18 protein-coding genes are annotated in these 25019 nt (G+C 44.8%); 8 read left to right on the top strand and 10 right to left on the bottom strand.

The window, feature by feature from the left end; genetic code table 11:
• The first annotated feature begins 64 nt into the window (after window positions 1–64).
• Together RID09_RS10465 and RID09_RS10460 are read left to right on the top strand one after the other, a co-directional pair.
• Window positions 65–592, top strand: a complete 528-nt coding sequence (locus RID09_RS10465) for a 2'-5' RNA ligase family protein (protein ID WP_446335902.1) — start codon at window positions 65–67, stop codon at window positions 590–592.
• Window positions 593–739: 147 nt separating this feature from the next.
• A complete protein-coding gene (locus RID09_RS10460; RefSeq protein ID WP_446335883.1) occupies window positions 740–2140 on the top strand; it encodes a tetratricopeptide repeat protein in 1401 nt (466 codons plus the stop codon).
• A 406-nt stretch (window positions 2141–2546) separates the two neighbouring features.
• Here the strand turns inward: RID09_RS10460 and cofH are convergent, their stop codons facing one another.
• The 7 genes from cofH to pipX all read right to left on the bottom strand — a co-directional run bounded on the left by cofH (window position 2547) and on the right by pipX (window position 10196).
• Window positions 2547–3701, bottom strand: coding sequence for a 7,8-didemethyl-8-hydroxy-5-deazariboflavin synthase subunit CofH (gene cofH, locus RID09_RS10455; protein ID WP_446335882.1), 1155 nt, complete (start codon window positions 3699–3701; stop codon window positions 2547–2549).
• Window positions 3702–3983: 282 nt separating this feature from the next.
• On the bottom strand, window positions 3984–5984 hold the full coding sequence (locus RID09_RS10450; RefSeq protein WP_446335881.1) for an ArnT family glycosyltransferase: 2001 nt from the start codon (window positions 5982–5984) through the stop codon (window positions 3984–3986).
• Window positions 5985–6328: 344 nt separating this feature from the next.
• On the bottom strand, window positions 6329–7288 hold the full coding sequence (locus RID09_RS10445) for a glycosyltransferase family 2 protein (protein WP_446335880.1): 960 nt from the start codon (window positions 7286–7288) through the stop codon (window positions 6329–6331).
• Between the two features lie 107 nt (window positions 7289–7395).
• A complete protein-coding gene (gene proC, locus RID09_RS10440; RefSeq protein ID WP_446335879.1) occupies window positions 7396–8220 on the bottom strand; it encodes a pyrroline-5-carboxylate reductase in 825 nt (274 codons plus the stop codon).
• 51 nt (window positions 8221–8271) lie between these two features.
• Window positions 8272–8856 carry a cell division protein SepF gene (locus RID09_RS10435; RefSeq protein WP_446335878.1) on the bottom strand — a complete coding sequence of 195 codons (585 nt, stop codon included), beginning with the start codon at window positions 8854–8856 and terminating at the stop codon, window positions 8272–8274.
• Window positions 8857–9194: 338 nt separating this feature from the next.
• Window positions 9195–9866, bottom strand: coding sequence for a YggS family pyridoxal phosphate-dependent enzyme (locus RID09_RS10430; protein ID WP_446335877.1), 672 nt, complete (start codon window positions 9864–9866; stop codon window positions 9195–9197).
• A 66-nt stretch (window positions 9867–9932) separates the two neighbouring features.
• Entirely contained in the window at window positions 9933–10196 is a 264-nt protein-coding gene (pipX, locus tag RID09_RS10425) for a transcriptional coactivator PipX (protein ID WP_446335876.1), read from the bottom strand.
• 591 nt (window positions 10197–10787) lie between these two features.
• Here pipX and RID09_RS10420 point away from each other — a divergent pair.
• The 5 genes from RID09_RS10420 (at window position 10788) to RID09_RS10400 (ending at window position 16763) form a co-directional block, all read left to right on the top strand.
• Window positions 10788–11267 (top strand): molybdenum cofactor biosynthesis protein MoaE, encoded by a 480-nt coding sequence (locus tag RID09_RS10420; protein ID WP_446335875.1) that lies wholly within the window; start codon window positions 10788–10790, stop codon window positions 11265–11267.
• A gap of 60 nt (window positions 11268–11327) precedes the next feature.
• Window positions 11328–12680: a selenium-binding family protein gene (locus tag RID09_RS10415; protein WP_446335874.1), complete on the top strand. Its 1353-nt coding sequence runs from the start codon at window positions 11328–11330 to the stop codon at window positions 12678–12680.
• Between the two features lie 311 nt (window positions 12681–12991).
• Window positions 12992–13867 carry an Rpn family recombination-promoting nuclease/putative transposase gene (locus RID09_RS10410; RefSeq protein WP_446335873.1) on the top strand — a complete coding sequence of 292 codons (876 nt, stop codon included), beginning with the start codon at window positions 12992–12994 and terminating at the stop codon, window positions 13865–13867.
• A 220-nt stretch (window positions 13868–14087) separates the two neighbouring features.
• The gene (gene sir, locus RID09_RS10405) at window positions 14088–15992 is read left to right on the top strand and encodes a sulfite reductase, ferredoxin dependent (RefSeq protein WP_446335872.1); all 1905 of its coding nucleotides are present in this window, start codon (window positions 14088–14090) and stop codon (window positions 15990–15992) included.
• Between the two features lie 159 nt (window positions 15993–16151).
• Window positions 16152–16763, top strand: coding sequence for a LysE family translocator (locus tag RID09_RS10400; RefSeq protein WP_446335871.1), 612 nt, complete (start codon window positions 16152–16154; stop codon window positions 16761–16763).
• A 32-nt stretch (window positions 16764–16795) separates the two neighbouring features.
• Here RID09_RS10400 and RID09_RS10395 read toward each other — a convergent pair whose 3' ends face one another.
• The 3 genes from RID09_RS10395 to RID09_RS10385 all read right to left on the bottom strand — a co-directional run bounded on the left by RID09_RS10395 (window position 16796) and on the right by RID09_RS10385 (window position 22134).
• On the bottom strand, window positions 16796–17989 hold the full coding sequence (locus RID09_RS10395) for a helix-turn-helix domain-containing protein (protein WP_446335870.1): 1194 nt from the start codon (window positions 17987–17989) through the stop codon (window positions 16796–16798).
• 39 nt (window positions 17990–18028) lie between these two features.
• A complete protein-coding gene (locus tag RID09_RS10390) occupies window positions 18029–20554 on the bottom strand; it encodes a HEAT repeat domain-containing protein (RefSeq protein ID WP_446335869.1) in 2526 nt (841 codons plus the stop codon).
• Window positions 20555–20655: 101 nt separating this feature from the next.
• Window positions 20656–22134: a hypothetical protein gene (locus tag RID09_RS10385; RefSeq protein ID WP_446335868.1), complete on the bottom strand. Its 1479-nt coding sequence runs from the start codon at window positions 22132–22134 to the stop codon at window positions 20656–20658.
• A gap of 775 nt (window positions 22135–22909) precedes the next feature.
• Between RID09_RS10385 and RID09_RS10380 the strand changes: the two genes are divergently transcribed.
• A complete protein-coding gene (locus tag RID09_RS10380; protein WP_446335867.1) occupies window positions 22910–24928 on the top strand; it encodes an alpha-amylase family glycosyl hydrolase in 2019 nt (672 codons plus the stop codon).
• The last annotated feature ends 91 nt before the right edge of the window (window positions 24929–25019 follow it).

Here is a 25019-nt window from a genome sequence, read left to right as displayed (position 1 = left end):
GAACGGGGAACAGTTTGACTAATGAGAATAATGCGACAAGACGTGATACAAGTAAGGATTTGTGGTGTTGAATACTAAGATATCGTTTTGGCTGATACCGTCAGCCGCTTATCGACCATTTTTCCAAGAGATCATCAATTCTCTCTCCAAAGCCCATAATTCACCCAACTTTGAACCTCATGTCACTATGTATTCGGGGGACTATACGGCTGATGAATCGGTTGATGAATTAATCGAAACAGCCGTAAAGAACGTTTCTGGGTTTATGCTAGATATGGAACAGCTTGGCTATACCGATTTATACACCAAGACATTATTTGTACAATTTAAACCATCAGCAATTCTGACTCAGGTTTCAGAAACGTTGCGCCATAACTCGGCTAAACCCTCTGATTATGTTCTCAGTCCCCATTTAAGTTTGCTTTACCAGCATCTTGATCAAGCCGTTAAAGAAAAATTAGCCACAGAGTTAGTGATTCCCTATACTCAAGTTTTCTTTAATGAAGTCAGAGCCATTTCCACACCGGAACCTGTTCGGAGTGGGGAGGATGTGGAAAAGTGGCAAACGCTTAGTGTTAGAAAACTCGAATAAAATCATACTGTCTGTTCCCTATTCTCTGTTCCCGGGCAAATGACGTAGCTTGCTTCTTTTCGGAAAGCGAGTATGACAAATGACAAATCCGGATGAGGCGATCGCACCTGCGAAACAAGAAAAGGAGAAACTGTTCGGTTGACGGACATGAGTAGCGACAAGCATCAGCAGGACGAGACTATGATATCAGGGAATTCTCAAGTATCCGGGAAACCTTCTACTGGGATAGAGACTGTGCAAGCTGAAGCCGACAACTTTTTTAACCAAGGATTGGCGTGGTTTCAGCAAAAGGACTATCGGCGTGCGATCGCGGCGTTTAACCAAGCCTTACGGATTAATCCTGATTTGGCGGAGGCTTATCGTTATCGTGCGATGAGTCATTATTGTCAGGGAGATGCTTTGGGGGCGATTGGAGACTTCGATGAGGTGCTACGGATTAATCCTAATTATGCTGAAGTTTACAGCGATCGCGGTTTGATTCTGGCTCAGCTTAATGATCGCTGGGGCGCGATGCAGGATTATAATCAAGCCTTGCAAATTGACGTAAATTATGATAAGGGTTATCTAAATCGCAGTATGCTGCGGTTGACATTAGAAGACTATACTGGCGCGATCGCGGATTGTGATCAAGTGATTCGGATTAATCCCAATCTCGCTGAAGGGTATCTGAATCGAGGAATTGCCCGGTTTGAACTGGAAGAGTATGAAGACGCCATAGCCGATTGCGATCGCGCTTTAGGGATTAATCCGAATCTAGCGGCGGCTTATTTTAACCGGGGGATGAATCAAATCGCTTTGGGGGCGTATCAGGAGGCGATCGCGGATTTTAACCACGTCTTGGAATTGAATCCCAATGATGCTCAAGCTTATCTAAATCGCGGTTATGTGCGGTTGCAGTTGGGAGAAAATTGGTCAAGTATTGAGGATTTTGACCAAGCGATGCGCCTAGAACCCGTGGCGGCGAAGGCATTTTTCCAACAGATTGCTAATACGTTAAACGAAGAACCAGACGCCGTTGAGGATAATGAATCAAAACTGATTCAAGGGTTGATGGTTCAAGGGAATTTACGCTATCAACTAGGCGATTATCAAGAGGCGCTGAATGCGTATAATCAGGTTTTAAGTCTCGATCCTAATCAGAAAGAGGCGTATAACCAACGCAGTACCGTACGTTCGGCGATGGGGGATTACCAAGGTGCGATCGCGGATTTAGAAACGGTCAAAACGCTCTCCCTGACAACTCCGTTATCCCTGGAAGTCGTATCCGTGGCGACAGATGAACTAACTCCTCAAGAATACCATGAGCGAGGTGTGGAAAAGTTGAATCAGGGAGACTTCCACGGCGCAATTAAAGCGTTTAATTACGTCTTGCAGCATAATCAAAATGACGCCACAGCGTTGACTTGTCGGGGATTTGCTTACCGTCGTCTGGGTGATAAGCCACGGGCAATTGCAGATTTTCAGAAAGCCGCGAAACTGTTTTATGAAAATGGGGATATGAAGTCATCTCAGGAAGTCATCAAGACACTGAAAAAGTTGCGGCAATAGTTTATTAATACAATCCCCTGTAGGGGCGACCCGCTTGCATCAATGGACAACACTATTCCACTCAATTGGATCGGGTCGCCCTCAGCTTAATAGCTCAAAAATCGTACCCATGTAGCACTTGCCAAAATAGCGCGATCGCGGAGCTTGACAACTTTGCTGGTGTAACGACTTATACCAAGTTGCAGTCTAAGGTAGAATCTGTCATGCTGAGCAAAACGCAGTGAAACGGAGTGACGCGAAGCATCTGCCCAGATTCTGACGCTCGTTCCGACGCTCGTTCCTCGCTACCGCTTCGCTTTCGCTATCGCGCAAGCGTCACGCTTCGCTCTTCCTAGACATGATAGAACGCAACATTGATGTCAAGCTTATAAAAAATTGTAACGGGATTACCTTGAATAAACCCTATTTATGCCACGGAAAACGACTGTAGCACAGGTCGATAAAGCGTATCTCGTTGCTGGTAGGGACGCCCTAGCGAACGAATCGCTTCCTGAAGCGTCTCTACTTCCATACAGGTTCCCCCTTGAGCTCCTGCCATGGTGGTGATATGTTCTTCCATTAACGTGCCGCCAATGTCATTACAGCCCCATCTGAGCGCTTCTTTCGCACCAGCAAGACCTAATTTCACCCAGCTTGGTTGATGGTTGGAAATCCAATTGCCCAAGAAAATTCGCGCCACAGCCGTTAATAACAAAGCATCCTTGAGAATCGGTTGATCTCGCCCCACACGCTGACGTAGCGGTTTAGGGGCATCTTGACCGATAAACGGCAGTAGAATAAACTCAGTGATATAGCCGGAGTAGCGTTGAGCGCGAGTTCTTTGCTGGAGCGATCGCAGCTTGGCTAAATGCCCCATTTGTTGTTGCTTGGTTTCAATATGACCCGAAAGCATCGTGCTGGTTGTGGGCATTCCCAATCGATGTGCCGTTCCCACAATTTCTAACCAGGTTGCCGTATTCGTCTTTTGCGGACAAAGGATGCGCCGCACCTCATCATCTAAAACCTCAGCTGCTGTTCCTGGCATTGAACCAACCCCAGCGTCTTGTAGTGCGGCAATGACCTCAGCATAACTCAATCCATCTTGTTCAGCGATAAATTGGACTTCCTGGGGGGAGAAGGCATGGAGATGCAGTTGGGGAAATGCTTGCTTGATGGTTTGCACCAATTCCAGATAATAGGGTAAAGCCGCACCATTAATTTTTGCCTCTGGGTTTAAACCCCCCTGCATACAAATTTCCGTCGCCCCCCGTTGTACCGCATCCCCTGTCTTTTCCAGAATTTGCCCCCAATCTAGCCAATACGCCCCCTCTGTACCCGCATCGCGGCGGAAGGCACAGAAACTACAGTGCTGAGTACAAATATTGGTAAAGTTGATATTACGGTTAATCACGTAGGTGACGCGATCGCCTGCTTGGTGATGGCGCAATTGGTCAGCCGTTTCCTGAATCGCTGTCACAGCAACCGATTCAGTTTGCTGGAGGAGAATAACGCCATCATCTGGAGAAATGTCTTCACCAGCTAGGGCGCGGTTAAGAATTGCATCAACGGAGTTGGTAATCACAGGGTATCTGGGAAAGACAGGGCAACACTCATCCTGATAGTACTACGCCCTAGAGTATCGATCCAGTAATCATTGACACTCCCCCGGCTGAAGGCGCAGGGGCTTGCACCATCGCATCTTTGTCATTAGCCTGCCCTTTAGGGAAGCGAAGGGGCAACTGTAGGGGCGGGTTTAGGAACTAAAGTCAGCTATTGCTGAAATCAATGAACAACAAAACCCGCCCTATCTCACCAATAACATATCAACAAAAACTGACCTTTTTTATAAGTTGGAAATTACCAATTATTTTACCTCTCCCCTCTCTTTAATTAACACATTTATCTGGTCTGAGTTAGCTGACCAAGCGCTGACATAATTACTACTCTGAACCACCATTTCTTTAACGGGTTCCTCTTTACTACTTCTAACCGCAATAATGGCACAGGGATTAAAATTATTGTGGGGATATATCTTCGATTTTGCCTGAGAGCGATTATCTGGATGTAAAATATGCTCAACCCGAATAGTTTGAGGATTATTTTCCTGAAAAAGTACCCAAAATGGATATTCCCAATACGTCCCCGATGGTATAGGTGTACCTCCTAGAGATAACCCAATCGTTTCACAGTTTTGTTTTTTGAGAAAATCAACAGTCGCGAAATAGGGTTCTTTGAGATGTTTACGATTAGTAAAGTACAGTTCATTGCGGCTGGTATTAAATATATTTTGCTCGGCAGCAATCGGTCGGTATTTATTATTAACCATAAAGGGAATTGATGCTACGAGCATAATCACAGCCATAATCATTAAAACATGACGATTCCAGCTTTTGTTAAAAACTAAACCGACAAAAGGCGAAAATAGGACAAAGATTGAAAGATGGTGGCGACTTTGATAAGGTTGGATTTTCAGCATCCAACAAAGGAGTAAAAAGCCACCAATCAATGCCAATACATAACCAATTACATTGTTTTTTGTCCTCAATTCCTTGTTAAATGCAAAAACTATAATTGCTAAAGCAATGAGTAATAGATGCAGGGGATTGCCGGCAACATTTTCATCAAAGGATAGACCCGGAACTGTATAGGAATTTAGGGGCCAGGTTGTTCGCGGCTCATTCATGTCAATGCCCAACACTGAATGAATTATACTGATTAATTTGTGGCTGATCCCAGTAATCGGCGTAATAAAATCCTGTAGTCCTAGGTATCTAATGATATCAACATGGAGAGAAAGATTCCGGATAATATTTGAAATCCAGGTCGGCAGGCTGTACACTTCTATTTTATAGTCGGCTGAATATTCAGCTACCGATATAGGGTTTCCATATAAATCAAGGTTGCGTGAATAATGACCAAAGTTCAGGCTTAAGAAGATAAGAGTAATGATACCTATTGGTTTCCATAGTTTCCAGCGTAAGCGGTTCAGTTTCGCCAGGAAAAACCAAACCATTAAAGGAAAGGCATAGATATAGCCTGAACTCTTGGTAAAAACAGCCAGTCCTAAGCTAGCGCCAATACTTAAAACTAAGGGAAGCGGAATCTTTTTTTCGGGCAATGCCAACAGAATATAATGGGCAAGACAAACTAGCCAAAAAGCGACAGCATAGTCATTTTGAGTGCTGGACGCTTGCAGGATGCCCATAGGAATCGTAGCGCAGAAAATCGCCGCAAAAATTTGTCCCCGTTGATCTGCACCCAGTTGTTTAGCAACTAGGGATACACCAATAATGCTGCCAACCATACTCAACCATTGCACTAAATTAGCCAAGCGATCGCCCCGACTGAGAATCTGTAAGTGCATGATCACAAATTCGGTAAATGGGGGGTGAACTAATTGAGCCGAATAGTAGGTGGGATAATGGGCAACACTGCGATTTTGTATCCAATGAACCACCCGCGCCATGTGATAGGTCATAGAATCCCAATTATTCGGCGGCGCTACCACAGCAATTAAACCCACTGTCGCCACGATACAGACGACACCGCCCAGCAAAACCAGCGAGACTGGGGTGAGTTTGGGGCGTTCAGGGAAATTTAGCGATCGCTTCCCTCTCTTAACCAGTCGATAATAGATAAACAAGAGTGTGATATCTGTAATCAGCCACAAGACCAACACTGAACTAAATGTCAAGACTCTAAATAGACTCAACGTCTCAGTCAATAGCGTGATCAAAACTCCCCAGACAATCGTTGCGGATAAGACAGAACCCCGCCCGTCTTGACCTGGATGCTGAAAAATTAGAAATAGAAGCAATAATGAGAGTAAAGGTAAGCCAGCCAGCATATTGATGATTCCGTTCACGAATTAAACCAATAGTCTTAATTTTCTATCTTGTAGACCGTGACTAACCAGGGATAGAATTGCTGGGCAACCGTAGGATAACAGGCGCATGGCTCGTAGCAATGCCCAGCTTGATAATAATACAGTCACGGTCTAGAGGCTGTACTGCCGTGCTTCTTGGGCATAGAGTACCTGAAGGGGAGAAATAGCTAGAAGTCCGATGGCAACCCATTCGACTAATGACGACTTAAATAGTTCTCAACACAGTAAATAGATACAAGGTATTGACACCAAGCTAATAACAGCCGACAAACTTCTGGGCATACTCAATTTGAATGTTTATTGAGTCTAGAGTGTTGACAAAATTAACGGGTTGGGTATCTAGATTGCTCAGGGAAACCACCAACTTCTGCTAAGGTGTAAAGGGGTCGGGCTTTGACCTCTTCATAAATTCGTCCAATATATTCGCCTAATATGCCAATACTGATAAGCTGAACTGATCCCAGAAAGAAAATGGCGATCGCGATCGTGGCAAATCCTGTTAAGGGAGAATTAGGTGAGGCTAAACGCCAGTACAGGACTAACACCGACATGAATAAAGCTAACGCCGCCGACAGCAATCCGAGATAGGTGGACAGTCGTAACGGTACTTTAGAGAATGAGACTAAACTGTTCACCGCTAACGCCAAGGATTTACGAAATGTGTATTTAACGTCCCCAGCAAAACGGGGATCACGTTCAAACCGAATAGCGGTTTGCCGAAAACCCACCCACGATCGCAAGCCTCGAATGTAGCGGTTTTGTTCTGGCATGGCATTGAGCAGATCAACGATTTGCCGATCCATTAAACAAAAATCACCGGTATCTGTGGGAATATCCACCTCGGCGAGAGACTTGAGTAGACGATAAAATACATAAGCGGTGAAGCGCTTAAACACACGTTCCTGACGACGTTTAATGCGCTGAGCATAAACCACTTGATAGCCTTGTCGCCACTTTTCCACCATATCTGGGATTAACTCGGGTGGGTCTTGCAAATCCGCATCTAGGACAACAATAACCTGACCCCGGGCAAAATTCAGACCTGCCGTTACAGCAATCTGATGCCCAAAGTTGCGTGCCAAACTCAGATAACAGACTCGCTTATCTTGCTGGTGAAGTTCTCGGATAATCTGTACTGAGCGATCGCGACTGCCATCATTAATTAAAATGAATTCTACAAGCCCATCCATGCGATCGGCGACATCACTGATCCGACGATACATTTCCCGGAGGGTTTCTTCTTCGTTATAGATGGGAATGATCCAAGAATACTGAGGCGGCATCGTCTATAAAATAAATGACGAATGACTTAGCTTGCTTCTCGAAGAGCAAGTATGACGAATGACTTAGCTTGCTTCTTTTCGGGAGCGAGTATGACAAATGACGATTCCTATTGACCCAATTGTTGAGAGCGCCGATAAGCGGCTTGTACGGCTTCTATAAGTGCTGAACGAAAACCGGCACGCTCCAATTCAGCAATTCCAGCAATTGTAGTGCCACCCGGACTCGTCACTTGATCTTTAAGTTGAGCGGGGTGGATTTGTTTATCCTGCAACAGTTGTGCGGTTCCCCATACCGTAGAAAGAGCTAATTTAGACGCGATCGCTCTCGGTAGTCCGGCGGCTACACCCCCATCGGCTAAGGCTTCAATCATCATTGCCACATAAGCAGGTCCCGATCCCGATAATCCGGTTACCGCATCCATTAAGGATTCCGACACCTCTACCACGTCGCCCACCGCGCCAAAAATGGTTTTTGCCCCCTCCAGGTGCTTCGGGGTGACGGTTTTTCCTGGTGCGATCGCGCTTATTCCTGCTCCTACAGTTGCTGGCGTATTTGGCATCGCCCGAATGACTGGCTGATGCTCAAATACGGCTTCAAGTTTCCTGATAGACACACCCGCTAAAATCGAAATTACTAGAGGCAGGTTCTCTTTCTGGGGAGGGGTAGCGCCCCATTTCGACACCAAGCTACTCGCTACCGCCTGAAGCGCTTGAGGTTTAACTGCCAATAGTAAAACCTCAAGCGCTTCCGCCGCCGCCCCGTTATCAGAGGTCACTCTCACCCCATACAGTTGCCTTAACATCTCTCGTCGCTGTGCTTGGGGATCACTGACCAGCACATCATCAGGGCGATAAACTTGCTGAGCGATTAGGCGAGATAAGATCGCTTCTCCCATTACCCCACCGCCGATTATGCCAAGCTTGATAGACACCCACCCTTCCTTGAATGAACGGACATTCGATTCTCGACAATTTTAATTAGATTACTGAGCCATCCGCTCCGGCTCAGATGTCCAACTCGGAGGAGGCGTTGAACGTGACGCACGAGTTGGTTCAGAAACTTCGTGAATTACACCTGATTGAGTGCTAACCTGCACACAACTTGGTGTAAACAGGAAAATACTCTCACCAATACGCTCTTGATGACCGTCAATCGCATACGTTCCGCCCGCGACAAAATCCACGGCTCGTTGAGCTTGATCTGGGTCCATCATGGTTAGATTTAAAACCACAGACTTGCGCTCTCTCAGGGCTTGAATCACCTGGGGCATTTCTTCAAACGAACGTGGCTCGATGACGGCGACTTCCGAAATACCGTTTACCGCTCCCGGCATACCAATCACATTATTCATGTTTACCGCTCCCATTCCTGAATCCGATCCTACAACGGTTCGTTCCCGAACCCGGCGTCGAGGAGGACGTTCTTCCTCAGCCGGCGCTGGCATAGGTGGTTCTTGCTGATAGAGATTTTGATACGTCTCTCCATCCACATCCTCGTATTCATACTCATATTCGGGATCATTAGGACCAACCACAAAATCTCGCAGCTTGTTAAAAATATTGTTCATTGGATTTACTCTCCATCACAACTTTAGGATTTGTCGGGGGAAGCGCTAGAATCGACCCTCGTTGAGGTATAAGTCTTTAACTCTTGCGGGTTGAGACCGAAACTCCAAGCAAACGGCTAGCTTACCCCGCGATCGCTTAACATTTCCTACCACCGGAGCTTGTTAAAAGTAAGCCCTTAGTATACACCCGCTTCTAGTCAAACGGGTAGTTCTATGCCCATAGGGGCGAACATACTCAGGAATTACTCACAAGACAATACTTATCATAAGAGTTATTTTGGCACTATACAGCAGTTGCTTACTCATGATGCTGATTAATCACTCCATTCCTCGCCTACTTAATCCCCACGTTCACCAAAAATAGTACGCCCTAGTCTTACCATCGTTGCACCCGCTTGAACCGCTAGGGCATAATCCTCTGACATTCCCATAGAAAGCTGCTGCATTCGCAAATTCGACCAATTTTGCTGTCCAATTTCATTAGCCAGATCACGAGTCCGCTCAAAGACACCCAGAGTTTCCTGGGAGGACAATCCAAAAGGTGGAATCGTCATTAATCCTTTAATTTGCAACGCTTTACACTGATCCAGTTCAGGTAGAGTCGAGAGCAATTCCGGTATCGTCCAACCATACTTATTGGGATCAGGCATAATTTTGACCTGGAGACAGATTTGGGGGCTGACGGCGAACTCAGAGGCGAATTGATTCAGTCGCTGGGCTAACTTGAGGCTGTCACACGAATGAATCCACTGAAATTGAGTTAAGGCTTTTTTCGCCTTATTGCTCTGAAGATGTCCGATCAAATGCCAGGTAATGTCAGGCAAATCTTGAAGTTCTTCCTGTTTAGCCGCCGCCTCTTGAACTTGACTCTCGCCAAAATCTCGCACGCCAGCCTGATAGGCTTCGCGTATTGCCTTTACCGACACTCGTTTAGTCACAGCAATTAACCGCACGTCTGGCGGTAGCTGTTGGCGAATCTGAGCAATACGTTCTGTAATTGAGCCTGTCATGATTTGAGATGAGCAATAAGGGAGTCACGAGAGAGAGTGAATCATCCAAAAATCAACGGCTAATGCTCATTGGAACGTTTGCTTATGAATTTTCTGAAGCTGCTCAAAATCTTTGGATGCACCCATACGACGGAGAATGCGGAGACGATTTTCCACTAAATGGCGAGCATCTGACCGACTAATCGGTTCAAACGCCAAACCATTCGAGCCAGTCGTCACCAAAAAAAATAGGCGCTGGGCGTAGAGAGTGGTGAACAGTTCCTGGTTCTCTTCAACCATGCAAACACGAAAAAGTAAACCAAAGGTGGGATGATTTAGATAGGTTTCCATTAAAACCCTGGGATAGAGCTGTTAAACAACAGATTGGACATAAGAGAATGAGTATTGGAGGAGATGTCGCATAAGTTAGTCATTGTTAAGCACAATTATCAATAGGTCATCGAGAGATCAGCTAAATTAGTCTACAGCTTATTATTGATTCCCCCAAACTCACCGCAGCCCTTCACAGTGCTACCATCCTCAAATCGTTATATCACGCTTAGCATCGCTTAAGGCATCCTTTGGTCATTGTATAAGCTGTTGTGGATCTAAGAAGCACAATAGACCTATGAGTTTTCTGTCGGTTGCCGATTCCCTGTTCCCTGTGTCCTGCTCAAACCGCTTCGCTGCTTGCTACCTTTCTGCCAGGACTCATATAGAGAAAGGCTCCAAGGCTCCAGGGTTCCAAGGCTGAAGGTTTATTACGGGTACGTGGTTGTTTGGGCTTTTCGGCGACAGCCGTACCATTAAGTTAAGTAAGCGCGCGATCGCTACTGCCAAGGTTGTCAGTCATTTGTGTTGACCACAAGGGTGAATCTCCCTGCACCTGTGCGGTACAAATAAAATATTCTCCATCTACCGTTGTTAACCCCCAAAGTAACCATGTCTATAGCCTCTCCCCAAAAACCGCAAACCCATGATAACTTTGCCATAACCTTTGCCCCCCTATCCCTCGCCGATGCCTATACCCTCGCCGACGATCCCGCCAATGGTGCAGTCGTCGTCATGAGTGGCACCGTCCGCAACCAAACTGACGGCAAACCCGTTGTGTCACTGGAATATCAAGCCTACGAACCCATGGCATTGCGCGTATTTGCCACCATTGCCCAAGACATTCGACAAACTTGGACTGACGTCAATCGCGTCGTCATTCACCATCGCATCGGACGCCTACAAATTGGCGAAATTAGCGTCTTAGTTGCTGTAGGCTGTCCCCATCGTTCAGAAGCCTTTGCTGCCTGTAAATATGCCATTGATACCTTGAAACATAACGCCCCCATCTGGAAAAAAGAACATTGGTCAGATGGTGCCAGTACCTGGGTGAGTATTGGCGCTTGTGAACAAACAAATAGTTCTTGTTAATTGAGAAAATTGCAGCCAAATATCGGATAAAATCAAAAATCAACAATCAAACTTTTTCCTATGACCCATGCCTGTTGTGGACCCGGTTACGCTTCCCCTGAAGCAGCAATGAAAGCAGACCGGGAAACGGTTCTCTATACCATCGCCCTCTATACGGGAACGGGAATTGAAGAACCGGACTACTTAGCCACGATTGATGTTGATCCCACTTCCCCCACCTACTCCCAGGTGATTCATCGCCTACCCATGCCCTACATTGGCGATGAATTGCACCACTTCGGCTGGAATGCTTGCAGTTCCTGCCACGATGATAGTAACAAATCCCGCCGCTTTCTAGTTATCCCTGGAATCCGTTCCAGTCGGATTTATATTGTGGATACAGCGGAACCCAAAGCCCCCAAACTGCACAAGGTTATCGAAGCCGAAGAAATCAAAGCCAAAACCAATCTGAGTGCGCCCCATACTGTTCATTGTCTGGCAAATAGTCAGGTGATGATCTCCATGCTAGGTGACAGTGAAGGGAATGGTCCGGGTGGTTTTCTGCTATTGGATGAAAACTTTGACATTGCCGGTCGCTGGGAACATCAAGCGGAGGGGATGAAGTACAATTACGACTTCTGGTATCAACCCCGCCATAATATTATGGTGAGCAGCGAATGGGCAGCCCCAAACACCTTTTATCCGGGGTTTGACTTGAATGATGTGGCGGCGGGTAAATATGGTCAACAGCTTAACTTCTGGGATTGGGAAACCCACAATATTATTCAAACGGTAGACTTGGGTGAAGAGGGTTTAATTCCCCTAGAAGTCCGCTTTCACCACAATCCCGGTAGCACTCACGGCTACGTCGGCGCGGCGCTGAGTAGTAATATTTGGCATTGGCATAAAAATAAAGGCGAGTGGCAAGTAAGTAAGGTGGTTGATGTGCCGCCTGTGGAAGTTGAGGGATGGTCTTTTCCTGTACCTTCGTTGATTAGTGATATACTTTTGTCCCTAGATGATCGCTATCTTTATTTTGCCAACTGGTTGCACGGTGATATTCGCCAATATGATATCCGTAATCCGTCTAAACCGAAGTTAACCGGACAAGTTTGGTGTGGTGGAGTCTTGGGGAAAGCCGCCCCTGTTAACGGACATCAATGGGTGGGAGGACCGCAAATGCTGCAATTGAGTTTAGATGGCAAACGCCTCTATGCCACGAACTCTTTATTTAGCAGTTGGGATAATCAGTTTTATCCGGATATCGCCCAAAAAGGTTCCTATCTAATCCAAATAGATTGCGATACCCAAAAAGGCGGACTCTCAATTAATCCAGACTTGTACATCGATTTTGGTCAAGAACCCAACGGACCCGCCCGCGCCCATGAGATGCGCTATCCCGGCGGGGATGCTACGTCTGATATTTGGATTTAGGAGTAGGGGTACAGCATTACCCCTTAGTGTTAACTGAACCCGAAGAAGCCCTGATTTCTTTTGAGCGAGCGGCATTTTCAAGGGTGCCGCTTAGAGTTCTCTTTTTTAACGTTTAGCACCAAGATAGAGTGTAGTGAACAGGTATCCTTAAACGATTATGCGATCGCACTTACTTGCAGCGTTAGTTAAAAAGGGTATTCAGGGGAACTACCCCAACGTCAACAGGCGGAAGGAATTGATCAGCTTATCTTGAATCATGAGGGCGAAAATCTGCCAAAATATATTAGGTAAACGTTTCCATTGATGCCCTTATGCCCCAAACACACATCCGATTTGATTGGGCGATTAAAAAATTACTGAGAAACAAAGCGAATTATGGTGTTTTGGCTGGGTTTCTCAGCGAGTTATTGGGGAAATCCATCAAGATTCAATCAATCCTCGAAGGTGAAAGCAATCAACAAACCGAGGATGACAAGCTGAATCGAGTCGATATTCTGGCAGAAAATGACCAGGGTGAATTAATTCTGATTGAAGTGCAAAATAATACAGAGCAAGATTATTTTCATCGGATGCTCTACGGCACATCGAGATTAATTACGGATTTTCTGGAAAAAGGAGAAGCTTACGGTAAACTCAAAAAAGTTTATTCAGTCAATGTCGTTTACTTTTCTCTGGGGCAGGGGGAGGATTATATTTATAAAGGGATATTAGATTTTCGGGGGTTGCATCTAGAGGACAGGTTGGGGCTATCAATAAACCAGCAGAAGTTGTTTAATATCCAAGAGGTATATGAGATTTTTCCGGAGTATTATGTGATTAAAGTCAACAACTTTAACGAGGTAGCGAAGACTCCCTTAGATGAATGGATATATTTCCTGAAAAAGAGCCAAATCAAAGAGGAATTTACAGCCCAAGGGTTAGCGGAAGCGAAGGAAAATTTACTCGTCGATAGCTTGAGTGAAGAAGAAAGAGCGAACTACCTGAGATTTATGGAAAATCGGCGCTATGAAGTTAGCATGATTGAAGGTTCGCGCTCAGAGGGAAGATTGGAGGGAATTGAGGAGGGCAAACAGCAAGAAAAGATTAACGTAGCGAGAAAACTAAAACAAAAAGGGACTGATCTTGACACCATCACAGAAGTCACAGGACTGAGTAGAAAAGAGATTGAGAAACTTGATATACCGTAGGGGGGCATTACCCACCAACTTTCAGTAGGTCTTCCGGACAAGCGTGTGCTAGACTAGCATCTTATTTGCGATCGCACAGGAACCGCCAGCAAAGACAGCAATCTTAATTTATATCAAAGTCGCGCCCACACCGATGACCCAGGTATTAGGATCAAAATATTCAACGTAATCCCGATAGATTTACGGTAATATAGCTGATCCGTTCGGACTTATAGCATCCATGGTTGTATCTCAGAATCCCTCTGTACAGAAAACGTCTAAGCTTGAAGGCATAAAAGAACGCAGTAACTTCTTACGCGAACCCGTAGCCAGCGAGTTGCTGGAAGACACCACCCACTTCAGTGGCGATGCGGTACAAATTCTTAAATTTCACGGTTCCTACCAGCAAGACAACCGCGATAACCGGATTAAAGGGCAAGAAAAAGACTATCAGTTCATGCTGCGAACCCGTTCTCCCGGCGGGTTTATCCCCCCCCAACTTTATCTGACACTCGATCAACTCTCCGATGAATACGGGAACCATACCATGCGAGTCACCACTCGCCAAGGTTTTCAGCTTCACGGCATTCTCAAAAAGAACTTAAAGGCAACCATCGCCGCCATTGTCCGCAATATGGGTTCAACCCTTGGCGCTTGCGGGGATTTAAACCGCAATGTCATGGCACCTCCCGCCCCGTTCAAGACTCGTCCTGATTACCAATATGCCTGGGAGTATGCCGATAAAATTGCCGATTTATTAACCCCTCAGACGGGCGCTTATTATGAAATTTGGCTGGATGGGGAAAAGGCAATTAGCGCCGAAGAAGCCCCAGAGGTGAAAGCGGCGCGTCAGCGTAATGGCAACGGTACGATATTCCCGGATAAAGAAGAACCGATTTATGGGGAACATTATATGCCCCGTAAGTTTAAGTGTAGTGTTACCGTTCCGGGCGATAACTCGGTTGACCTCTACACCCAAGACGTTAGCTTGGTGGTGATGATGAATCAGCAGGGAGAACTTGAAGGATTCAATGTTCTCGCCGGTGGTGGTTTAGGACGCACCCATAATAAAGAAGAAACCTTTGCCCGTATGGCTGACCCCATTGGCTATGTGGCAAAAGATGATATCTTCGACTTAATCAAAGCCATTGTGGCAACTCAGCGAGACTATGGCGATCGCGTGAGTCGTCGTCATGCCCGGATGAAGTACCTGATCAATGATTGGGGCGTTGATAAGTTCCGCGCTAAGGTTGAGGAGTACTTTGGTAAACCCCTAGCCGCCTACAAACCCCTCCCCGCCTTTAAATATAAAGACTATCTGGGATGGAACGAGCAAGGAGACGGTAAGCTATTTTTAGGCATTTCCATTGAGAATGGGCGAGTTAAAGATGAGGGCAATTTCCGACTCAAAACAGCCCTACGGGAAATTGTCAAGCAATTTGACTTACCCATGAGGATGACACCCAACCACAATGCCATTCTTTATGAGATTGAAAAGGACCAGCAGCAAACCATTGAACAGATTCTCAACCAACACGGGGTGCAAATCACCCCAGAGGGTATCGAACCCTTAGTCCGCTATTCCATGGCTTGCCCAGCCCTACCCACCTGTGGCTTAGCCATTACTGAATCAGAACGGGTAATTCCGAGTATTACCGAGCGGATTCGGGTGCTGTTGGACAAGTTGGGGTTAAAGGATGAGCATTTTGTCATCCGCATGACTGGATGTCCTAATGGATGTGCCAGACCTTACATGGCAGAATTAGGATTTGTCGGGAGTGCGCCAGGAAAATACGAAATTTGGTTAGGAGGTTCACCGGATCAGACAAGGTTAGCACGAGCCTATATCGAAAAACTGCCGATTGAGGAACTCGAATCCTTCCTCGAACCTATGTTGATGCAATTCAAGCAACAGCGCGAACTTGGGGAAAGTTTCGGGGATTTTTGCGATCGCGTGGGTTTTGATGCGATTCGGGAGTATTCTGCCAATTACGTCTTTGCCAAACCTACCCAGAAAACCCGACATCGGATTTCCCTCAACGATGATCTTTACAGCCGTCTCAAAGACGCCGCCGCGAGTCAAGGTAAGCCGATTAGCCATCTCGCCGCCGACGCGATCGAGGCGTTTCTCAATCAGTCACCCTAAATCGGGCTTAACTGATTAAGATTGATTGGGTAGGGGCACGACACTATCGTGCCCTTTATCAGTCTTCTAAGCAAGATCCCCGACTTCTTTGAGAAGTCGGGGATCTGTCTGTGTACCTCACTTACTACCAAAAGCGCTGTAATTGTTATGCAAAGCAGTATGACCTTTAGCACCATTGTTGCATTATTCAGCGCGATGGTTGTTCGGGCTTCTATTCCCAGTGTCAGTGTATTGACTGTCTCCACCCGATCCGCTACATCTGGCTTTATTCATGGTGTTTTCACCACCCTAGGAATAGTAGTCGGTGACATCATATTCATTATCATTGCCATTTGGGGTTTATCACTGCTGGCGGCAAAAATAGGAGGCTTATTTTTCCTGATCAAGTACCTGGGTGGCGCTTATCTTATTTGGTTGGGAATAGGGTTATGTCGGGCAAAAGTGAATAAAGTGGAGACAGCCGCCGTTATGGAATCTTCTTGGCTGTCTAGTTTTATCGCAGGACTATCTATTACATTAGCCGATCAAAAAGCAACCTTATTTTATCTGGGGTTTTTCCCAGCTTTTATTGATATTTCCCAAATCTCTTATCTTGATACTATCATCATTATCGCGATTACTACAGTAGCTGTAGGCGGTGTTAAACTCGGTTATGCATTCATGGCGGATAGAGCGAGATTACTGATCAGTTCTAGAATAAGAAAAGGAATAAATATGAGTGCAGGCTGTATAATGATTGCTGTGGGAGTGTTTTTGATGATAAAATCTTAATTGACTTTATCGAAGAATTAGGGGCTGCTGAATTAACGTCTCTCCCGTACCACCCATTCCTCAAAGAGTTTTGAACCCATCGTGTATCGCTCATCATTTAACTGGCGAATCACACCCGTTCCGGTCAAAACTTCCAACGCATCCGCAACTTGTCCAAAGCTCAATTGCGCTTGTTCTGCTAACGTCTCAGCCGTTCCTTCTCGCTGTTGAACGAGGGTACGATAAACGGTTTGTTCTACCTGACTAAAACCATAAGATCGTTGATCTTCATCCCACCAAGCGGAAAAATCGCGGTCATGTTTTCGTTGTTGATGCAGCATAAAACTCTCAGTAGAACGGGATTTTTTCATCTGATAATCATCGAAAATCTCATTAATGAGTTGTTGGGTAAGATAGGGATGATATCCAGCCCAATCTAGAATCGTATTATATCCCGATTCGGTGAGAGGAACACCTTCATTTTGACGGCGTTGAATAATTAGCGATCGCGTGTCGGATTCGGTTAATGTCCCTAACCATTCTACATCGGCAATATTCAGCAGCGGAGAACCTACTCGTTGCTGATAATCTTTCAAGTCACGATAGCCAGAGAAACAGAATCCTAAGAAAGGGTTGATAGCAGTGTCGGTGTCTTTTAATCCCCGCAGATAACTCCAAGCATCATTTGCCCACTCTTGGCGGACAATAAATTCTGCGCCATCTAAGAGAAAGCAAATGCCTTCAAGGTTGTGCTTTTGCAGGTGTTTAATGATTTTTAATAAATTTTGGCGGAAGTCTTCGTGAATTAAACGCCGTTCTTGATGGGGATTGGTAACATTTAATTTAAATCCAGATATGCCAATTTCGCCACCGGAAAACTGTCTGAGTAAGCGGCGATAGGTTCGTCTCAAGCCTAATCGAGACTCGGCGTTTGACGATTGGGTTTGCTTTTGTATAAGCGCTTCTTGTAATCGGAGGATGAGCAAATATCGGAAGTTATCTAGACTTTCGGGTTGTTCTTGTTGTAAATTAAAGAGGACAGGAAAAGCACGGCTATTTCGGTTGAGAAGCGTCCATTGAATGGTGTTTAACGTGCTAGTTTTACCTAAGCGACGCCCACCGAGAATGATTCTCACTTGAAAGGGCGATCGCATGACGTTGGCGAGGAGTTCCTGACGTCCGAAAAAGTAGTCGGGTTTCGAGATAGCGAGTCTAAAGTTATCGAAGGGGCGATTGTTATTCGTCATTTGTCATTTGTGGTTTTCCCAATGGGTAAAAGAATGATATTATTGTAGCTGCCATTGTTGAATTTCTTCGGGTTTCATTTGCATCCGTAGCCAGCGTGATAGAAGGGGAACCTGTAACTGATAGTAATCCTTGTCCGCGATCGCATCTCGATGGATTAATCCCACGGCTTCTAACCAGAGTAAGGCGTCTAGACATTGGCTTTGGGTGAATTCGGGGTTGAGTCTGGCAAACAAGGCTTCCTCGGTTATCTGCGGCTGAGTTTCTTGGTTACAGGTGAGGAGTTGCAGCAGCGCGATCGCACAGGTAAAATGACGCTTGTCTAAATCTGCCCAGATATTTTGTCCAAAGTAATCTTTGAGTACACCTGAATAGGTAAAGGGTTTATTCAGATAGCGTTGAGCGGCGGATAGGTTAATTTCGCCCTTATTTTCCGGGGCGACTTTTTTACAGAGTAAACTTGCCAATTGTCTGGCAATAAAGGGATGTCCGCCACTTTCTCGATGTATGGCGATTTGAGTGGCTTGATCAAAGGTTACGCCCATCAGTTCACCGATATCGGTTAACATTCGGGTTGTCTCAGATTGGGAAAACGGAGAGACAAAGTATTCTTTAAAAAAGCTAAACACTGGATTTGTGGGTACATCCGGTTGTTGCCATTGGTTAATCCGATTACAGTCCGCATGAACATCAGCCACCAGTAAGGAGAGTTGGCGCTGTTCCTGACTTAATACCCGCAGCACCCCGAAACAAGCGTTGAATTCTTCGGTTCGTTCTTTTGGGTCAGTTTTTGTCGGAATAATCCGTTCAATTTCATCTAAGAAGCAGAGAATCGGGAGGTGATATCCGGCGGCTTGGAGTAAGGGGGATAAGGTATTGATGCGCTGGGTGAATTCAGAGATTAAATCAGGCGCGGGGCTATCTTGGGAAAATGGTTTAAAGTTTGTAGTCAGCGCTTTAGCGATTCTGACAGAGTTTGTAGTCAGCGCTTTAGCGCTTCTAGCACTAAAGTGCCTACTACGAACCCAGCTTAAGTCAGTACCCTTTGATTGAGGATGGTGTTCATTAACTAACTTGATTAGTTGTTGTAAGACTTGATTGAGTAATTCAGCCCCATAACGCTGTTTTCCGCTATAGCGTTGCAGGTCAATATGAACCACGGGATGCTGGCGCATGGCAAAACTTAATTGTAGGAGAATGGAGGTTTTGCCAGATTTGCGTAAGCCAAAAAGACCAATTCCTTGGTTGCGACGCAGTTCTTCTTCCAGACGGTTGAGAAGTTCGACACGACCAAAAAACGAGAGAGTATCGCCAATAGCATTCCGATCATCAAATAAGTCAGCACCTGGTAAATAGCGGTCTGTATATTGGGCTAAAAGTCCCGAAGCTGTGCTACCATCTAATAACGCCTGTTCAATCGCGGCAAAAGGAATCGGAATCAGGATAAAATGGTCGCGCAGCCTAACTTCCGCCATCCGCATTCGGAACAGGGTATCTGGTGGTTCTCGATACAACAGAATAGCAGCTTTTTGGTGAGAATTGCCCGTTAATTGGCTAGATTGTTTGACTAACTCAGTTACGTCTTCGTCAACAGGTTGGTCAAGGGTTAGCATGATCGGTAAAGGCGTATAGGAGTTTAGTCTACCTGGAATCGAGGTAAGCTTGAGACTACGTTTCCCTTGACGGCTGGTGGTTGCGCCTGCGTGTTGGAAGAATTGCTGGACTTGTGAGCGAAAGTAATCAAATCTTTCTTTCTGTTCTCTCGATTGGACAAGAACTCGACTGAACCGCAAGATCAAGTCAGGGCGACGCCAAATAATTATACCACCGATGATTGATAGTGAGGCGAGAGTGATAAAGACTATATTAAAGACTTGAGATCGAATGCGATCGCGCCGTTCAGCCTTCAGAATAGTTAGAGAGTCTCGTATCGTATCAATGTCTTCCTGTTTAAAGCCTGATTGAATTGGATTGATGGTAGTCTCAATATTTTGGAAAGAAGTGATACGATTTTGAGCCTGTTCTAAATTAGAGATAGCTTGCACTAAATTAGACATCGATAGACTTTCTGCCTTATCTTGGCGATGTTCAGCAATTTTAGCGATAGCCGAAGCTGAATTAGTGCGAATAAGTTCATTCTGACTCTGTAAGGCTTCAGTCAGGCTGGGAAAAGCCAGCGAACCCATTTGACTTAGGGCAAAAGTCGCACTATAACGAGCCGATACGTTTTCATGTTTCAGGGTTTCGATTAAGCTGGGAATAGCAGGTGAACCAATCTTGATTAAGGCAAAAGTTGCTCTGAGGCGAACCACTTCATCTTGCTCAGTTTTTAGGGATGTAATTAACGCTGGAATAGCCGTTTCTGAACGAATTTCTCCCAAAGCCGAAGCCGCTTGACTGCGCTTGCGCCAATCATCATCATTTTTTAATTGTTCGATATATAAGGAAGTCTCTTTATCAACAGATTCTTGTCCCCATCCCTGACTCACACTCAGCAGAGAGAATGAAAGGCTGATACAGCCAATTATAAGTAAGGTATAACAATTTCGTTTAGCTTGTGTAAGCATAGCTTGGGTTGGATGGTAAGTTCGTAGTGAGCGCTTTAGCGCTCTTTCTGGCACTAAAGTGCCGACTACATACAAATTAGGTTAACATTAAATACTTTGTTCTAATAATTAGGAATTTGCTGAGTGCTATAAGTAAGAGGAAGTGCATTTTGATTTTCTATTCTTTCGGTTAACCATTCAGGTTGCTCACTTAGAGAAATTGACATTGTACCATCAGGAGACACTTGATAAACCCATTCAACACCAGGACAAATCTCAGACTCCATATTCGGGACTGACTGGGGCCATTTTCCGGTTTTGGCAGCTAATGCTTTGACCTGCAATATTTTTTTGGTTAATTCTAATTCAAGCATATATTGGGTCGCTTTGCGAGGTTGATTGAACCAGGCTGGTGCTATTGTCTGACCATGAATGTTCCACCAGGCTGGATTTGTATCAAGTGTTGCTGATGCGGCTGAATCTGACAAACATATATTGTGTTGCTTATATTCTGGCAGAAGCTTCATTTGTGTATTATACGTATCAATTGCAGAAAGGCGACGATAAGGTTTGAAAATAGGAAATTTGAGTAGTAAAGCCAATAATAAATCTTCCGTCATCAACACCTCTTCAAGTGGATATAAATGTAAATTTCGCATAAAATTGAATCCAGATACAAATTCTGTTTCTAGAGAAGTTAACAGTGATTGATGGTAGTCATGTTCCAATAAGCGCTGCTGCCATTCTACGGGAAGATATTCAAGCTTTCTGATTACACCTGTACTATATCTGCCCATAATTAAGACAACCAATTGACTAATCAGATAATAGTCGTTACGAAGTGACTGATTGAGATTCCAGGATACCTCTAGCATTTCGGCTGCTTGTTTAACTTGACCACGGCTATTTTTTTCTAATACATCCAGTAAAATCACGTTTTGAAAATTAACCAAATTCAAATAACTGGGCAAAGGAAATGAATAATCCCCCTCCACTATTGGAGTTATATCTCTTTGCCACAGAGGAATTTCATTATTTAATAGATGCTTGCTAATCGCTTCTATGTCTTCCGTATTGTCTATTAAATATTGTCTTAATTTGTCGGGTATTGGAGCAAGTTTATCATTTGGTTTGCTGATTTGAGCATCCAAATAATTTCTTAGTTCTTCCCGAATTTCTTCAAAAGCTGTTCTGTCACTTTCAGAGACAGCAAAATCTGGATGAGACATGGTATAGGCGTCAATAGGAAACTCAGGCGTACCACCGCCATGTATTGCCAATTTTGCCATCAAAGCTCGTAACTTCAACGCCGAATCGTTCGGTTCAGTATCCGGGAACCGTTTGACAAATTCTTCGATGTCTTGTTCAATTTCCTTTTCCTGTTGAGCAGCGAAGAAATTACCGCCAATCATCCAGATAACTAATAATACACTTACACTCGGTACGAACCAGCGAAGTGACTTGAGGAGAAAAATTAAACTAGAAAATGACCACTGTCTTAACTTAGTTGATGATATACAAATAACTCTGAACAGCCCTTGTTCTATACTTTTGGTTCCCGGAATAGGAGTAAATAATAGTTTGACAATTTTTTCTCGCATGGTTTTATTTCTCTGTGCATCTGTAATTAATTTCTCAAGCTAAATCGCTGCGGATAACTTGTCACCAATAATACCTACAGGATTTACACATCTACACCACGTATCGTGGCAAAGGTGCGTTACGCTACGCTAACACACCCTACTGGTGTGGCACACCTTAATTGGTGGATTAGCATTGTAGGGGCGCACGGCGTGCGCCCGGTTTAAAGGTCAAATCTATTCCACAATTTTAGCTGTGTCACGCCACTACACATAGAACACATAGAGGCTTTGCGTAAGTCCTAACCTAATAATAATTTATTTTAATTCTTATCTAATGCATTAAACTGCTTTTTTGTCAAATTCGTCCCTGTTCGAGTTCTGACAATTAGGTAATGTAATATATTTGTATTTTTTAAATTTTTTCGACAAGAGAGGGGATAAAATTACGCATTTTCAAGGCATTTAAGCAATGTAGTTTAAAAAAATGCTACAAAAAACACCCAATACAGCATTACCGTAACAACATACTACAAACTCAAACCCAGGTCAACTCAGGATTTGCCAGTGACTTTTTCTGCCCGCCCTAAATCCGATTGACTTGAGAATATTAAAACTAAAACATAAAATTGAAAAGTTTTACTTATTAAATCAGGCTTGATCAGCATCGCTTTAAATCTAGCTAGTCAAGCGAACATGACAGTCGAAGAATTGACGTTTCAAATCCCCAGAATAGAATGGTGGTCGGTTGTACAGATCAACCCAAAGTAAGATTCCCACTCAGGAGACCCATACTATGCTCGTCGATCTATTAAGCCGCAAGCAGACCCACTTCATCTTGTGGCGTCCTGGTATATCCCAACCACCGCCCAGCGTTTACATTGCTAAACCTTCAGCTAAGGCTTCAGATCGATTCGAGAAAGTTGGTGAATTTCCCCTCAGCCAATCTCCTGATTTCCCGGAGTTGTGGGAAGTCTCCGCTCAAGACTGTGGTCTGACAGAAGGGCAAGTTTACCTGTACTGGTTTAAAATCCACAATACTGAACCCTATAACCCTGACAATATTAACAAAGTTCTCTATTGCACTGATCCAACCGCCACCACTGTAGACCGCCGGATAATCGCCCCCATCCCTGACGAGGAAGGTGGTATTGCCAGTCATGATCCTGCTAGTGTGATTTTGTATCACAATGGCATCCTAATCCCCTGTGATCCGGGCGGACAAACGGTGAACTGGGAAGGAGACGCCCCATTAGACACTCTACCCCCAAACAATCAACTGGTGATCTATGAATTACCAACCCGTTGGACAAAAGGGAGGACAGAGGAAAATCGAGAGGTAGGAATCGGTACGTTTCAGGATGTGCTGTCTTTATTGCAACCCCAAGCCACGTCTCCTAATTTTAGCCACATTGAAACCTTAGCAGAAGGCAAAGCTCATCTGGCGGAATTAGGCGTCAATGCCTTAGAATTATTGCCTCCAGCCGATAGTGATGACAAGCTGGAATGGGGATATGGTACAGCTAACTTTTTTGCGGCTGATTTTGATTTAGGACATCCAGAGGGTCAAGATGCACCAACCGCATCCACTGATTTAGCCAATCTAATTAAAGTGTGTCACCAGTTGGGAATGCGTTTCTTTGCCGATATGGTGATGGCGTTTTCCCGAAATAATCCGTATCAAAACATAAATTTTTTGGATTTTTATGTCCAATGGCGACCACAGGGCAATCCGGAACGTGACCCTGAACAAGTGGGTCGCAATGGTTTTGGTGGTGATTTATTTAAGTACAACTATTGGGTAGAAGGCTATCATCCAATTCTTGGCAAAAAATCCTGGTTTGTGCCAGCCCGTGAATATATGAAAGTATATATGGCTCATTGGCTGAACTATTATCGGGTGGATGGTTTGCGACTCGATAGCGTTAATAATGTCGGCAACTATGACTTTTTGGAAAAATTCCGAGAGTTAGCCCGCACGCTTTGGGAAAAACGGGGAGGTTCAAGTCAGCACTTTCTGGTTGTTGGCGAAGAATTAAGTGTCCCCTTAGCCTTAGTTCACCAAAATCGCTTAGATGGACTATGGAACGAAAAATTTAAGCAGATTATTCGACAGGTAATTTTAGGCAAGAATGCCTTTAATGACTCTAGCTTTGAATGGAGTGTCCGCAAACTCATTGATTGTCGTTTTTTAGGCTTTACCGATAGCGCTCAAGCGGTGAATTATCTCACGTCCCATGATGTAGGCGGTTTAGGTAATGAGCGTTTCTATAACTATCTAATTAATAATGGAGTTTACGATACTGAACCCCGGATTAAGCTAGCATTTGTTTGTCTTTTAACCGCTGTTGGGATTCCCCTGATTTTGGCAGGGGATGAATTTGCGGATCAGCAGGATCTTGATATTAGTGATGAACATACCGATCATAAACAGGTGGACCCAGTAAACTATAGTCGAGTCCAAGAGGATTGGCGACAACGCATCTTTGAGTATGTGGCGCGGTTAGTTCGCTTCCGCACCTCATCTAAGGCACTAGCCGTGAATGAGAATGAGTTTATTCATGCCGATTTCCATGAAGGTAAACGGGTTTTAGTCTGGCGGCGTGGCAAAAAGGCGGATGAATACGTGATTGTCGTGGCTAATTTCTCAGACTATGGAACTCCTGTAGGTTCTGAATATAAAGTCCCGAATTGGTCGCCCACTCCAGAAGGTAAGCAGTGGAAAGAAATCACCCAAAACCGCATCGTTCCTCCTGAATGGGTTGGCAGAGAACCGATTTTCCCATGGGAAGCAAAGGTTTACGCTTTGATTTAATTCTTCAAAAAAGGTAACAGAAGCTACCAAAGTATCCCTGATTTGACCTTGTAGAGACGTTCCGGTGGAACGTCTCTTTCCAATGGAATGT

This window comes from Coleofasciculus sp. G1-WW12-02, assembly GCF_040219735.1.
Classification (GTDB): Bacteria; Cyanobacteriota; Cyanobacteriia; order Cyanobacteriales; family Coleofasciculaceae; genus Coleofasciculus.
This window is presented reverse-complemented; position numbering and strand designations above follow the sequence as displayed.

Bases quoted from the DNA above. Each gene is read 5' to 3' on its own strand.
- RID09_RS10460 (WP_446335883.1), top strand. From the start codon at position 740: ATGAGTAGCGACAAGCATCAGCAGGACGAGACTATGATATCAGGGAAT.
- RID09_RS10445 (WP_446335880.1), bottom strand. From the start codon at position 7,288: ATGCCGCCTCAGTATTCTTGGATCATTCCCATCTATAACGAAGAAGAA.
- RID09_RS10435 (WP_446335878.1), bottom strand. From the start codon at position 8,856: ATGAACAATATTTTTAACAAGCTGCGAGATTTTGTGGTTGGTCCTAAT.
- RID09_RS10430 (WP_446335877.1), bottom strand. From the start codon at position 9,866: ATGACAGGCTCAATTACAGAACGTATTGCTCAGATTCGCCAACAGCTA.
- pipX (WP_446335876.1), bottom strand. From the start codon at position 10,196: ATGGAAACCTATCTAAATCATCCCACCTTTGGTTTACTTTTTCGTGTT.
- RID09_RS10420 (WP_446335875.1), top strand. From the start codon at position 10,788: ATGTCTATAGCCTCTCCCCAAAAACCGCAAACCCATGATAACTTTGCC.
- RID09_RS10415 (WP_446335874.1), top strand. From the start codon at position 11,328: ATGACCCATGCCTGTTGTGGACCCGGTTACGCTTCCCCTGAAGCAGCA.
- RID09_RS10410 (WP_446335873.1), top strand. From the start codon at position 12,992: ATGCCCCAAACACACATCCGATTTGATTGGGCGATTAAAAAATTACTG.
- sir (WP_446335872.1), top strand. From the start codon at position 14,088: ATGGTTGTATCTCAGAATCCCTCTGTACAGAAAACGTCTAAGCTTGAA.
- RID09_RS10400 (WP_446335871.1), top strand. From the start codon at position 16,152: ATGACCTTTAGCACCATTGTTGCATTATTCAGCGCGATGGTTGTTCGG.
- RID09_RS10395 (WP_446335870.1), bottom strand. From the start codon at position 17,989: ATGACGAATAACAATCGCCCCTTCGATAACTTTAGACTCGCTATCTCG.
- RID09_RS10390 (WP_446335869.1), bottom strand. From the start codon at position 20,554: ATGCTTACACAAGCTAAACGAAATTGTTATACCTTACTTATAATTGGC.
- RID09_RS10385 (WP_446335868.1), bottom strand. From the start codon at position 22,134: ATGCGAGAAAAAATTGTCAAACTATTATTTACTCCTATTCCGGGAACC.
- RID09_RS10380 (WP_446335867.1), top strand. From the start codon at position 22,910: ATGCTCGTCGATCTATTAAGCCGCAAGCAGACCCACTTCATCTTGTGG.